Origin of the sequence: Burkholderia sp. Tr-862 (assembly GCF_011753085.1) — a bacterium.
GTDB lineage: Bacteria > Pseudomonadota > Gammaproteobacteria > Burkholderiales > Burkholderiaceae > Burkholderia > Burkholderia ambifaria.
Genome location: NZ_VWWG01000012.1, coordinates 16,573 through 27,890, shown reverse-complemented (window position 1 = coordinate 27,890; position 11,318 = coordinate 16,573). Strand labels below are relative to the sequence as shown.

The 11,318-nt window shown below is 63.0% G+C and carries 14 protein-coding genes and 3 pseudogenes; 10 read left to right on the top strand and 7 right to left on the bottom strand.

The genetic code is table 11. The features are described from left to right. The first annotated feature begins 63 nt into the window (after nucleotides 1–63). Nucleotides 64–750 (top strand): annotated as a pseudogene (locus F3J14_RS06415) (transposase). Nucleotides 751–815: 65 nt separating this feature from the next. Continuing rightward, the gene (locus F3J14_RS06410; RefSeq protein ID WP_166722289.1) at nucleotides 816–1,067 is read left to right on the top strand and encodes a hypothetical protein; all 252 of its coding nucleotides are present in this window, start codon (nucleotides 816–818) and stop codon (nucleotides 1,065–1,067) included. 52 nt (nucleotides 1,068–1,119) lie between these two features. Here F3J14_RS06410 and F3J14_RS06405 read toward each other — a convergent pair. Together F3J14_RS06405 and F3J14_RS06400 are read right to left on the bottom strand one after the other, a co-directional pair. Continuing rightward, nucleotides 1,120–1,245 (bottom strand): annotated as a pseudogene (locus F3J14_RS06405) (DUF1153 domain-containing protein); the annotation flags it as partial. 74 nt (nucleotides 1,246–1,319) lie between these two features. Then, a pseudogene (locus tag F3J14_RS06400) lies at nucleotides 1,320–1,682 on the bottom strand (IS3 family transposase); the annotation flags it as partial. A gap of 272 nt (nucleotides 1,683–1,954) precedes the next feature. Here F3J14_RS06400 and F3J14_RS06395 point away from each other — a divergent pair. From F3J14_RS06395 to F3J14_RS06380, 4 genes are all read left to right on the top strand, one after another. Then, nucleotides 1,955–2,590, top strand: a complete 636-nt coding sequence (locus F3J14_RS06395) for a hypothetical protein (protein WP_166722287.1) — start codon at nucleotides 1,955–1,957, stop codon at nucleotides 2,588–2,590. Between the two features lie 84 nt (nucleotides 2,591–2,674). Next, entirely contained in the window at nucleotides 2,675–3,007 is a 333-nt protein-coding gene (locus F3J14_RS06390) for a RebB family R body protein (protein ID WP_166722286.1), read from the top strand. A 199-nt stretch (nucleotides 3,008–3,206) separates the two neighbouring features. Beyond that, on the top strand, nucleotides 3,207–3,575 hold the full coding sequence (locus F3J14_RS06385) for a RebB family R body protein (RefSeq protein WP_006757151.1): 369 nt from the start codon (nucleotides 3,207–3,209) through the stop codon (nucleotides 3,573–3,575). A 198-nt stretch (nucleotides 3,576–3,773) separates the two neighbouring features. Next, nucleotides 3,774–4,097, top strand: coding sequence for a RebB family R body protein (locus tag F3J14_RS06380; protein ID WP_126227514.1), 324 nt, complete (start codon nucleotides 3,774–3,776; stop codon nucleotides 4,095–4,097). A gap of 78 nt (nucleotides 4,098–4,175) precedes the next feature. Here F3J14_RS06380 and F3J14_RS06375 read toward each other — a convergent pair whose 3' ends face one another. Beyond that, entirely contained in the window at nucleotides 4,176–5,060 is an 885-nt protein-coding gene (locus tag F3J14_RS06375) for a Crp/Fnr family transcriptional regulator (protein WP_247682149.1), read from the bottom strand. A 58-nt stretch (nucleotides 5,061–5,118) separates the two neighbouring features. On the opposite strand from F3J14_RS06375, the gene F3J14_RS06370 reads away from it, so the two are divergent. The 4 genes from F3J14_RS06370 (at nucleotide 5,119) to F3J14_RS06355 (ending at nucleotide 7,740) form a co-directional block, all read left to right on the top strand. Beyond that, nucleotides 5,119–5,814, top strand: coding sequence for a sigma-70 family RNA polymerase sigma factor (locus F3J14_RS06370; protein ID WP_348771946.1), 696 nt, complete (start codon nucleotides 5,119–5,121; stop codon nucleotides 5,812–5,814). Nucleotides 5,815–5,928: 114 nt separating this feature from the next. Next, nucleotides 5,929–6,234 carry a RebB family R body protein gene (locus F3J14_RS06365; protein ID WP_166722285.1) on the top strand — a complete coding sequence of 102 codons (306 nt, stop codon included), beginning with the start codon at nucleotides 5,929–5,931 and terminating at the stop codon, nucleotides 6,232–6,234. A gap of 29 nt (nucleotides 6,235–6,263) precedes the next feature. Further along, nucleotides 6,264–6,881: a hypothetical protein gene (locus F3J14_RS06360; RefSeq protein WP_166722284.1), complete on the top strand. Its 618-nt coding sequence runs from the start codon at nucleotides 6,264–6,266 to the stop codon at nucleotides 6,879–6,881. 412 nt (nucleotides 6,882–7,293) lie between these two features. After that, on the top strand, nucleotides 7,294–7,740 hold the full coding sequence (locus F3J14_RS06355) for a hypothetical protein (protein WP_166722283.1): 447 nt from the start codon (nucleotides 7,294–7,296) through the stop codon (nucleotides 7,738–7,740). A 109-nt stretch (nucleotides 7,741–7,849) separates the two neighbouring features. On the opposite strand, the gene F3J14_RS06350 is transcribed toward F3J14_RS06355, so the two are convergent. From F3J14_RS06350 to F3J14_RS06335, 4 genes are read right to left on the bottom strand one after another with little or no spacing between them, the layout of a single operon-like run. Beyond that, nucleotides 7,850–8,191 carry an L-rhamnose mutarotase gene (locus tag F3J14_RS06350; protein ID WP_166722282.1) on the bottom strand — a complete coding sequence of 114 codons (342 nt, stop codon included), beginning with the start codon at nucleotides 8,189–8,191 and terminating at the stop codon, nucleotides 7,850–7,852. 54 nt (nucleotides 8,192–8,245) lie between these two features. Then, entirely contained in the window at nucleotides 8,246–8,596 is a 351-nt protein-coding gene (locus F3J14_RS35405; RefSeq protein WP_211080330.1) for a hypothetical protein, read from the bottom strand. A 41-nt stretch (nucleotides 8,597–8,637) separates the two neighbouring features. After that, entirely contained in the window at nucleotides 8,638–10,161 is a 1,524-nt protein-coding gene (locus F3J14_RS06340) for an altronate dehydratase family protein (protein WP_166722281.1), read from the bottom strand. Continuing rightward, nucleotides 10,158–11,318 carry a mannitol dehydrogenase family protein gene (locus tag F3J14_RS06335; RefSeq protein WP_166722280.1) on the bottom strand — a complete coding sequence of 387 codons (1,161 nt, stop codon included), beginning with the start codon at nucleotides 11,316–11,318 and terminating at the stop codon, nucleotides 10,158–10,160. Before F3J14_RS06335 ends, F3J14_RS06340 begins: the two co-directional genes overlap by 4 nt.

Here is an 11,318-nt window from a genome sequence, read left to right as displayed (position 1 = left end):
TTACAATAGCGAATAGCGGGTAGGCATACGACTGTGTTTTTAACTAACAGCAAGCAAGAAGTAATGGAAGTGTTGACGGGCCCCGAGCGTCGACGGCGGTGGTCGGTGGAGAAAAAGTCGCGATGGTCAGGGAAACCTTTGAGCCGAGCAAGACGGTCTCGATGGTGGCACGCCTCCGCGGTGTGAATCCGAATCAGGTGTTCCATTGGTGCAAGCTCTACCAGGATGGCGGCCTCTCGGCGGTGAGCCCCGGCGAGGAAGTCGTGCCGGCCTCGGAGTTAGCAGACGCGCTCAAACAAATCAAAGAGCTGCAACGGCTGCTGGGCAAGAAAACGATGGAGCGGAAATCCTGCGCGAAGCTGTCGAATACGGTCGAGCAAGAAAATGGATTGCGCGCTCACCATCATTGCCGGGGGACGGCCAGTGAAACAGGTCTGCGAAGTTCTCGGCATAGCGCGCTCGAACGTGACGGCGAAGCTCGCCCGGCCTGCTGATTGGCGTGACGGGCGCACAGCGAGGCAAGCCAACGACGCTGAGTTGGTCGGGGAAATTCGACGCATCATCGCGGAGAGCTTCGTGAAGACGATGAAGCGCGACTACGTGACCTTCATGCCGAAGCCCGACGCGGCGACGGCCGTGCGCAATCTCGCCATCGCCTTCGAGCATTACAACGAGCTGCATCCTCATAGTGCGCTGAAATATTGCTCGCCACGTGAGTTCAGGAGAACCATGGCTCGGGAGAGAATCTGATGCAACCTGACGTGGTACTTCGTCTTCGTCTCAGAACCACAGCCGAAGGAGGACGGAAAGGGCCAGTGTTCGTAACTCCGGGCATGCATTTTGGTTGCCCGCTGGTCATCGAGGGCCGGTACTTCGATTGCCGCTGGTTGGTGGAAGGTCGAGTTCTCGAACTTGGCCACGAACACAATGTACCGGTCAAGTTTCTGTCCTTCGCCCTGGTTGCTCCACTTCTGGTTATCGGCAAGGGAATTCAGATGTGGGAGGGCAAGGTCTTCGCAGATGGCGTCATTACGGACATCTGTCGACCCCCCGGTTCGCAACATTGACGAGTTTGTTTTAGCGCGTGTCGGGAGATATAGGGGCAAGTCCAGTGCGAATCTCAATTTCGGAGGATGACAAGTCGTAGGCACGACTGGCCTCTGCGACCGTCGTTTTGCCCTGGCTGATGTCCAGCACCGGCGCGCTCTTGCGCTTCGCAGTCGATCGCTTAATGTCTTCGTCCATTATGGCGTGAGCAGGAGATCACTGGGTCATTACACGAAAGCAGCGACGCAAGCCTATTGCCCACGCATAGCGATGATACGCGTCAGCACTTCGACCACATGCTCCCCCTTCAGCCTTTGTCCGACCTCGATGGCCGGGCATTCCCATGAGTAGTTGTCGACGACGGTCAGTGTCCGAAGACGTCTCCCGTCGAACACCACATCGGCAACGAAATCCAAGCACCAGATCTCGTTGATCGTGGTCACGATATGCGTGGGCTGTCGCAGCCGCCCCGACTTGTTGCGTCGTGCCCGCTTATGCCGCAGCGACAGGCCTTCCACACGATACGGCCTATAGACGCGCTTGCAATTGTCTCGCCAGCCTAGCCGTCTCAGGACCACATGAACGCATCGATATCCATAGTGCACGCGCATCTCGGTGACTTCCTTGCTGCGCATGCGCCGACGAAACGTCGCAATCAAACCGCCCGATCACACAGCACACCAACCGAGCCCAACGACAACCGATTTCACAGACCCTCCGCATGGTTCGTCCCTGCAGCAGTCCTGCCGAATTTCCGGCAAGGCTGTCGCGCATCCATTCCCGGGAGAACATCATGCGATATCCGTTGCAGCACTCCGACGCACGCGCGTCTGCGCCGCATCCATCCGACCTCGACCCCGACCCGCACGCACCGGCGTCACAGCCGGACATCGAGGAGGTGTGATCCATGAGCAACGAAGCACTTGACCCGCTGCTGCGGCAGTTCGCGGAAAAGCGCCTGGGGCGGCCACTCGAGCCGGGCGAAGAACAGGCACTGCTGGAGCGGCTGCCGAGCAGGCACGCCACCCAGCCGGCGCCAACCGTCGGCACGGCCCCGCAGGCACCCGCCGCGAACACACCGCAACCGCAGCCGAAAACCCGGCAGGAGGCGCGCGAGCAGATCAAGCATTTCCTGCAACTCAACCAGCAAAAGGCATACGAGAAGATGCGCGGCATCCTGCAGACGATCGACGCGCAGAACGAGACGACCCTCGGCATGCTGGCGTCGGAACAGCGGAAGGTGTCCGGGGTACTCGACGCGCACGAGCCGCCGGCCGACGCTCAGGCATCCGGCGCGGCCGACATCCAGGACAGCACACGCGAGGCAATGGCGTTGATTGGCGAACAGCTGACGGGCCTCATCCGGCAGGAAATCGATGCGTGCTTCCGGCAATACGTCGATTTGCTCACCGTCCGGCTCGATGCGATATACGACCGCCTCCAAAGTATCGGCGCCACCCCGACCGAATTGTCCGAATCGATCGCGCCGGATGCCGCCGCCACCGCGGTCGTTCACGACACCCCCGGCTCAGCGTCCATGTAGTAGCACGCGGGTCATGCGGCTGAACGCGAAAAACGGCCGGCCCCGATGTGCGACTTCTCAACTACGTGAACCAAGGAGCAACAAATGACTGAAAAGTGTCAAGTGTGCCAGGTCAATCCCGCGATTACCGATGCGGTCACACAGGTCAACGTCAAGGTGGTCGCCGAAGCGCCGGCAATGGCGATGGGCTCGCTGTACCAGGCCCAAAGTCATTCGCTGAGCATCCTGTTCGAGAACGCGGTGCAACAGCAGTCGCAGGCCGCGATCCAGTCGCAGACGTCGACGAACGTGGGAACGATGCAGCTCTACACGATCGGGCCGGAAAGCGCGGGCGCGGCCGCCACGGAAATCGGCTCGAACGGGATCATCTCGCTGCTGGCCGACGTGATCGCGATCGGCAAGGCGGTGGCACGTTAAGGCGCCGTCGCAACACCGTGGTTGAGCGGCGGCGCAAGCGGTACGAATCGCCAATGCCGCCGCCGCGCCGCGGATCCGCAGCACGGCCGCCGCCACCAGCGCAGCGGTGCCGTGTGGTGTTCCGGAGCAACTGACAGAACTGATAGAACGGGCAGAGCCGATTCGATGCGGCGCCCAATCGCAAACCAGGAGAAACTCGATGGGAAACGAAAACGATACGACCATTGGCGACCCGACCGACGCCTGCGACTGCAAGACCTGCGCGGTCAATGCCGCGATCACCGACGCGGTCACGCAGACCAACGTCAAGGTGGTGGGCGAAGCGCCCGCGATGGCGACGGGCTCGCTGTACCAGGCCCAGAGCCATTCGCTCAGCGTGCTGTTCGAAAACGCCGTGCAGCAGCAGTCGCAGTCCGCGGTGCAACTGCCGACCTCGACGAACGTGGGGACGATGCAGCTCTACACGCTCGGGCCGGCGAGCGCGGGCGCCGCCGCGACGGAAATCGGCTCGAGCGGCGTGCTTTCCGTGCTGGCTGACGTGCTCGCGATCGGCAAGGCGCTCGCCTGACGCGCAACCCGGCGTTGACGCCTGGCGACAGCCGCGGTGGCTGCCGCCAGGCACCCGACGTCGTGCCGACATCCGCGAAGGCCGCCGCCCGCGCCGCATCGACGGCCGCGCGGCGCGCTTCGCCGACCGACCCACTCATGCTTTCGCCGTGACCGCGTCGACTGCGCCGCTGCGGCGAGCAACAACAGGAGTAACGACATGCCGGAACAGGCCTCCGCCGCGATTGCCGATGCAGTCACGCAAGCCAACGTCAAGGTGGTGGGCGAAGCGCCCGCCGTGGCCTTGGGCACGCTCATGCAGTCGAACAGCCATGCGTCCGCGATCCTGCTTCACAACGCGGTGCAGATGCAGGCGAACCAGGCGGCATCCAACCTCGCCGCCACGACCGTCGGCATCATGCAGCTCTATGCCGGCTCGCCGGTGGCGGCAGCTGCCGCGGCACGATCGTCGAACGACAGCTTCGTGTCGCAATTGGCCGCCGTCGCGCAGTTGATGAACGCCATCGGTCACTGGCGCAGCTGATCTTCACCGCGCGCCGCGCAACCCGGTGCGCCACCTCCTCACGCCGCGGCGCCGCACGACGACGTGCGCGCCGCGGCATCAATTGGCGTCCGCGATGTACCGGAGCCGCTCCGGTTTCTCGATCGTCACACCGTGTTCGCGAAGCCGGATCAGGCCGTCGCGCTGCATCTTCTGCAGCGTGCCGTTCAGTCGCGGACGGCTGACGTTCAGCATCGCGGCCAGGATGCTCTGGTTCTCCGGCAGCGGCACCTCGACGTCGTTCCCTTGCATGCGATTCAGCAGATGGCGCGCGAGCCTTGCTTCGAGCCGGTACAGGCACGCCGACTCGGCGAAGTCGCTCAGCTGGTGGATGTGCAGGCACAGCTGTTCGTAGATACGCTCCATGAAATCGGCGTTGGCCCGCAGCGGGGCGAAGTGCTGGCGATGCAGCAGCGAAATGCGGCAGTCGTGGCTCAGCTGCGCGGTGAAGCTGCGCCGGTGTGCGCGAAGGAGGGTGCTTTCACCGATGAGTTCGCCCGGCACCGAATGCCCGAGAATGATTTCGCGTCCCCCGGGTTCGTGCAGTGTCTTGTAGACGCGGCCGCGGTGTACGAAGGCGACGAAATCTTCCGGATCGCCCTTGAAGAACAACATTCGGTTGCCGTGTTCGGGCCAGGGCATGAGATGCCGCTCGACGTGGGCGAGCAGACTTTCCGGAAGATCGGTGAGTATCCGTATATTGCGCAGCGTTTGAGCGTTAGCAAGGGCAGGCATGTTTTCCGTGCGAGGTTGTTTGACGATGCGGCCACCTAGCGGAAAACGCTGCTTCTGGTACTGCGTGAAAAAAATAATGAAGATACCGAAATAATCGACGAGCAGTCCGGACGTGACGGCACTTTGGCGGCAATGACGCTCGGGCGATCGACCTCGATAGCGGCGTGCCGGCGCGCGAACGCGTCGCGACGCTAGTCGTTCTTTTTTCATCGCAATGCCGTTATTTACGCCCGGCGGAGTGCCTGATACGACGGAACGGGCTACGCCCGTGGATCAAAAATTTCCGTTCACAATAATCAAGAAAATTGACCAAAACGATTATCTCAATAACGGTGTAACGCGGGTAACAGCGCCGTTCTCGGCATCAAATCGATTCTGTGTTTTCCATAAAAACGGAGGGCACGGAATGACAACCTCGAACCCGCACGCTGCCCCGCCGGCCGCGTCACAGGCACAGCAGCTCGATCGTACGTGGCGTGAAATGCAGGGGAAATTGCGGCGGCGCGCACGCCTCTTGTGCAAGGGGGACATTTACCGTGCCGACGAACTGCTTTCGGATACCGCACTCAAGGTTCACATTTACCTGCAGCGTTCGCCCGAGCGCGTTCGGAATCTGGCCGGCTTTCTCTTTCTGGCGCTGAATCACGCATTCCTCTCTGGCGCGCGTCAGCGCCAGCGGGAAAACGGCATGCTCGAATACGACTCGAGCTGGGACGACGATCACATCGCCGAGCTGGCGGGCCACGCACCGTCGATGGAGCAGCAGTTGCTGCTCCGACAGCAACTGCTGCGTCTCGACCAGGCGCTGTCGATGCTCCCGCAGCAGCAGCAAATGCTGTTCACGCTGAAGTTCGAGGAGGACATGCCGTATCCGCATATCGCTGCGACGCTCGGCATCAACGAGCCGCTTGCCAGAAAGCGCGTCGAGCTGCTGCGCAAGAAATTGCGCGAGGGACTCGCTTGAGCGCGTTCACGAATGCGGGGACGCAGCGTTCCTAACGGCATACGCGGTGTCGATGGCCTGCCGGCCCGCCCGTTCCTTCAACCGCATGCCGGAGCCGAGATTCGAGGAGGCCTCGTGGCAGACAAAGTCAATGAGCAGGTTACCGACGCGCTGACGCAGACCAATGTCAACGTCGTGGCCGGATCCCCGGCCCAGGCGCTGGGCACGCTTTACCAGATGTTCAGCCAGGCCGTCGGCATCTCCGCACAGAACATGACGCAGCAGCAGGCGGCGTTGAACCAGATTTCGAACGCCGTCGTGTCGAAAGCGGTGGCGATGATCCTGTCCGTCGAGGCGTCGCCGAAGGGGGCATCGGGCGGCGCTTCGGGCGGTGCGCCGCATGCCGCGACGGGCGGGCCGCAGACGGGTTCCACGCATTAAGACGCGCTGACTCTCGGGATACCTGAACCATGAATATGAAAGGCCTTTTGGGCGGGCGCGGTGACGACGCGCCGCAGACGCCGCGCGATGTCGACGACGCCGCAGCCGAAGCCGACGCCACGACGCCTGCCGATGTCGCGCCGGCCGCTCCGGCGTCGAAGGTCGGCGCGCGCGCTTGGCCGGTCAACCGGCTGCGCAGGTTCACCGATGCGTTGAAGGCGCCGAACCAGATCGCGGGTGGGGCCGGGCCAGGTGGCCCGGCGCTGCAGACCGTGCAGGCGATCAACGCGGAAGCGGCGTCCTACGCGACGACGCAGATCGCCGTTGGTCCGAACATGTTGATCACGCAGGCGGGCGGCATGGTTGCGCAGGCGGCGGCCAACTACTTCGAGGCGTCGACGTCGCTGGCGATCGCGGGCAAGAGCGTGCTGATGAAGGATCTCGCGCAGAAGACCATCGACGAGAACGTGTCCGGGATGGCGATGGATGCGATGGGCCTGCTGTTGACGGATCTGTTCGTCGCGACCGCGGCGCTCGTCGCGGGTGCCGCGGAAGCGATCGAAGGGGAGGCCGCGAGCGTCGCGCTCGACAAGATCGACGAGAGCTTGCAGAAGTATCAGGCGCTGTTGGACAAGAAGGGGGCGTAGTGCGAGCCGGTGGCGGCGGAATTCCCTGAGGAAGCACGACGAAGGCGTGCGGATTTCCATGCAGCCAATCCTTGGGCGCGAGCGGCGAAACAATGAGTACACCGACAGGTTCAGAAATCCATGCCGTGTGGTGCAGCGGGGTCGCCTGCACGCACGACTAGCGAAAAGCGACCCCCATCGGCCGCGACGGGCCGATCCATTGCCGAGTCGAAGACGAACGTCCCGGGCAATTATGCCCGTGAACACAGGTCGATTGACTCCGGTGTGCGCAGCGACAAAGAATCAATCGACACGATCCGCCGGGCCGTCAGGCCGGATGCGGAAAGTGAGCAGCGGGGCCGACGCACGTCTGCTTTCCCGAACACGCCGCCGCTCCGCCACCAGCAGTCCCACCGAGTCATGCGAGGAACCCATGCCCTACCTCATTCAGAACGTACAAGGTCCCGCGCCGCTGTCGGTTGGCGAGCGCATCTGGGGAGATGCGACGGAAATCGATTTCGGCGCGATGACGAGCTGCATCGCGCTCGTCGAGCAGACGCCGGGCCAACCGGCGTCGGTGCGCGCGATCCATCTGTCGATCGTCAGCGCAGACGGCACGCCGGTCTACGATCCGGCGCCGAACGTGGCCGGACAGGTCGGCACGATCATGCAGCCGAATGGCAACCTGCGTGCGTGCCTCGGGCGCATCGAAGTCTGGCAGGCCGAAGAGCCGCAACCGCTGCGGGATTTCTTCGCCGGGCTGATGCAGAGCCTCGACATGACGACCTGGGTTCCGTTGCCGGACGGCAACCTGCGGGTGCGGTTCAACGGCGGTGTGATCCAGTATCGGGAGGGCACCGGCGCGTGGATCGACGTGTAGGCGGCACGGCCCGTTGAAGCCGGCGCCCGCCATGCGAGAGGGCACCGGCTAATGCCATTAAGGTGATCGTAGCGAAAACTTCAGGAAACGACGTCCGCGAGTCGCACGCTCACGTCTGCGTTCGCAGATCGAATATGCGGGTCATCGGTATCCACTTCAGACCGGCTGGTGTCCACGGCGTGGGGGCCTGGAATTTCCACATCACGTCTTCCCAGGCACGAACCGTCGGATTTGCTTCCGCGGCTTGGGCCATGCGTTCGGCATCGAACACCGCGTCGTCGGTGTCCATCACCATCGTCATGCGCGTGCCGAGGCGGAAAATTTCCATACCGCGTACCCCATGCTCGCGAAGATGCCGCAGCACTTCGGGCCATACGGCACGGTGATGCTCCTCATAGCGAGCGATCAGATCAGGATCGTCTTTCAGATCCAGTGCGAGACAGTAACGCATAGCGACCTCATGTTGGAAAGCGCTCGGGGAGCGTGAGTCGTCGACTGCTCAGGATCACCCATCAACGGGTAACGAAATGCGTGCCGGTTTGCACGATCGGCGCGGAATGCCGTGTAGAACGGTCACGGCCGCTGCCGATCCCGAAGGTTGCATGGTCGGATCGGGTTGTACACATGCTCCTGCAAGGCGCCGTTGCAGGTCGATGATCGCGGGCAATTGAAAATCGTGGACATCGGGCACGGCACTGCCTTGACGTCGACACACCTGAGCCGCAATGTCCAGCGCACGCGAACGAACGTCGATCAGGAGCGAGAGCGCTTCGTCGAGCAGATATTGTTGCTGCGCCGATAGCCGCAATTCGTTTGTGCGATCGCGCGGCGCCGATTCGGGCGGGGTCATGTCCATGGGTGATGATTTCCGGAGGTGAGTGGGCGCAGGGCGGGGTATCACATGATCGGGCCGCGTAACCACGGCACGAACTCGCGGTCGCCCATACCGTTCTGCTCGCTGCAGGTGCGTGCGCCCGAGGCAACCTCCAGCATCAACCGGAACAGTTGCGCCCCTGCCTGCCCGACGGAAAGCGAACCGTCGACGATCTCGCCGCCATTGAAGTCCATATCCGAGCGCATCCGCTCGAACAGTCCGGTGGTCGTCGCCAGCTTGATGGTTGGAACCGGCTTGGAGCCGAACACTGAGCCGCGCCCCGTCGTAAAGCACACCAGATTGGCGCCTCCGGCGATCTGTCCGGTTGCGGATACCGGGTCATAGCCGGGCGTGTCCATGAAGACAAGACCCGATTCCGATACGCGGTCGGCATAGTCATAGACAGCGTTGAGCGTGCTGCTGCCGCCTTTCGAAACCGCGCCCAGCGACTTTTCGAGAATGGTCGTGATGCCGCCGGCCTTGTTGCCGGGCGAGGGGTTGTTGTTCATGTCGCCGCCCGATTCGCCCGCATACCGTTCCCACCAGCGCAGCTTGTCGAGGAGCCGCTCGGCTACGACGCCGGACGCGCGTGCGGTCAGCAAATGTTCGGCGCCGTAGATCTCCGGTGTCTCGGAAAGGATGGCGGTGCCACCGTGGCGAACGAGCAGATCAACGGCTGCCCCGAGCGCGGGATTCGCGGTGATCCCCGAGTAGCCGTCGGAGCCGCCGCATTGCAGGCCCACTTTGAGCCGCGCGGCCGGAACTTCGGTACGCGTCATGCGATTGGCTGCCGTCAGCATTTCCCGGACGATCGCGACGCCGCGCGCGACGGTTTCGCGCACACCGCCTTCATCCTGGACGACGAGGGTCCTGACCGGGGCAGCGTGCGTTGTTTCAACGGACGTTGAAAGGGCACCGACCTGGTTCACTTCGCAACCGAGGCCCACCAGCAGCACGGCCGCGAAGTTCGGATTGCATGCGTAGCCGGTCAGCGTGCGGCGAAGTACGGCGATGCCGTCTCCGGTTGCGGACATCCCGCAACCGCTCTGGTGCGTGATCGCAACTACGCCGTCCACGGATTCGAACGGAGCCATCGCGTCGCCGTTGAAGGTGTCCGCAATCGCGTGACAGACGCTGGCGGAACAGTTGACGCTGGCGATTACCCCGATGTAGTTACGTGTGCCAACCTGTCCGTCCGCACGCACGAAACCCTGAAACGTTTCCAGTCGGTCTGCTGGTGCGAGCACGTGACCGGCATCGATGTGCGCGGGACGATGCGCGTGATGCTCGGGCATGCCGACGTTGTGAACGTGAACATGCTCGCCCGGCGTAATATCGTTCAGCGCGACACCGATCGTTTGCCGGTACTTGATCACCGGGCTGCCTCGCACGATGCGACGGGTCGCTATCTTGTGACCCGCCGGAATGGACGTCATAACGGTGGTCGTCAGGCCGTTCACTTCAATTGTCGTGCCGGCCTCGAGCGTTTTCAATGCCACCGCTACGTTGTCGTCGCCATGAAGCATGACGACCATCCGATCATTCATGATGCATTTGCCTCTTTGGTTGAGGGTGTCACGCCATGCCGCGCGAGCGTATCGCGTAGCCGCGTCTGATCAGGCGCAACTCCGAGCGAATCGGCGAGTTCGATCAGCGGCAGAATTCGCCGCCGGACCTTTTCGACATGATTGCCGGCGATGTCCGCGATGTGATGGTCGAGGTACGGATTGAGAAACCGTTCGCGCACACTTGCAACGTACTGCTCTGCGCGAACGCGCAACCCCAGCACATCGAAGACGGGCAACACTTCTGCGTCCCAGACGGCCTCGATGCCTTCGCGCAGCGTCGTGTCGTTCATCGCGTCGAACACGGTCTGCGCGCTGCTTCGGCGCTGCACGAGCCACTGGTCGGCGAGCCAGGTATGCCCGACGTTCAGAAAGAACAGCTTGAGCCGCTCATGGCTGAGCAGATCGTCGGTCACGACGATATGTTCGTGCGTGCACGGCAGCTCCATGCCCGGATGTCGTTCGATGGCCCAGAGCGCGTAGGGCTCGGCCACGGCGCCCACCGGTTCGATCGGTTCGGAGACGATCCGGTCGACCAGTGAGTTGACCCAGATGCATCGTTGCGACAGGTACGTGACGAAGGGCGCGGGCAGCGCCCATTGTTCAGCGAGGCCGATGACCAGCGCGCGTAGCGTGTCGCCATTGCGCGCGACGAGTTCGCACGGAAAGATCGACACGCCCGCACCGGGCCGTGCGCGCCAACGTGCATGCAGCAGCGTGAGCAGCTTGGCGGGGAAGCTGTGCGGGACATGACTCTCCAGCGCGAGCAGGGCCGGTGAATCGCGCTCGTCGAGACGATAGCCGGCGTCGCCGGTGTTCGACACAATCACGCGAACATCATGCGCCATCGCATGCCGGATCATCGCCCAGTCGCGATCGGCGATCCACGCGGCGCGCACGGCGCGGCAGTGGATGACCGTATCCACGATCGCGCCGTGTTCCCTGCCGCGGATCTTCACCGGATAACTGCCTGATTGGGCGAGTGCGGCGATGCGCGCATGGCTTGCCGGATTGTCGGTGGTCTGAACCATGCGGATCCCGCCGATCGCGTCGCCGCGCTCCAGCGCCTGGGATACGAACAGGGCGACATGGGCCTGGAGAAACCGGCTGGTGCCAAACTGAAGAATCGGTTCACTCAT

What these genes read in the sequence shown, in the direction of transcription:
- F3J14_RS06395 (WP_166722287.1), top strand. Translation starts at nt 1,955, where the DNA reads ATGAGCAACGAAGCACTTGACCCGCTGCTGCGGCAGTTCGCGGAAAAG.
- F3J14_RS06390 (WP_166722286.1), top strand. Translation starts at nt 2,675, where the DNA reads ATGACTGAAAAGTGTCAAGTGTGCCAGGTCAATCCCGCGATTACCGAT.
- F3J14_RS06385 (WP_006757151.1), top strand. Translation starts at nt 3,207, where the DNA reads ATGGGAAACGAAAACGATACGACCATTGGCGACCCGACCGACGCCTGC.
- F3J14_RS06380 (WP_126227514.1), top strand. Translation starts at nt 3,774, where the DNA reads ATGCCGGAACAGGCCTCCGCCGCGATTGCCGATGCAGTCACGCAAGCC.
- F3J14_RS06375 (WP_247682149.1), bottom strand. Translation starts at nt 5,060, where the DNA reads ATGAAAAAAGAACGACTAGCGTCGCGACGCGTTCGCGCGCCGGCACGC.
- F3J14_RS06360 (WP_166722284.1), top strand. Translation starts at nt 6,264, where the DNA reads ATGAATATGAAAGGCCTTTTGGGCGGGCGCGGTGACGACGCGCCGCAG.
- F3J14_RS06355 (WP_166722283.1), top strand. Translation starts at nt 7,294, where the DNA reads ATGCCCTACCTCATTCAGAACGTACAAGGTCCCGCGCCGCTGTCGGTT.
- F3J14_RS06350 (WP_166722282.1), bottom strand. Translation starts at nt 8,191, where the DNA reads ATGCGTTACTGTCTCGCACTGGATCTGAAAGACGATCCTGATCTGATC.
- F3J14_RS35405 (WP_211080330.1), bottom strand. Translation starts at nt 8,596, where the DNA reads ATGGACATGACCCCGCCCGAATCGGCGCCGCGCGATCGCACAAACGAA.
- F3J14_RS06340 (WP_166722281.1), bottom strand. Translation starts at nt 10,161, where the DNA reads ATGAATGATCGGATGGTCGTCATGCTTCATGGCGACGACAACGTAGCG.
- F3J14_RS06335 (WP_166722280.1), bottom strand. Translation starts at nt 11,318, where the DNA reads ATGAGTGAACCGATTCTTCAGTTTGGCACCAGCCGGTTTCTCCAGGCC.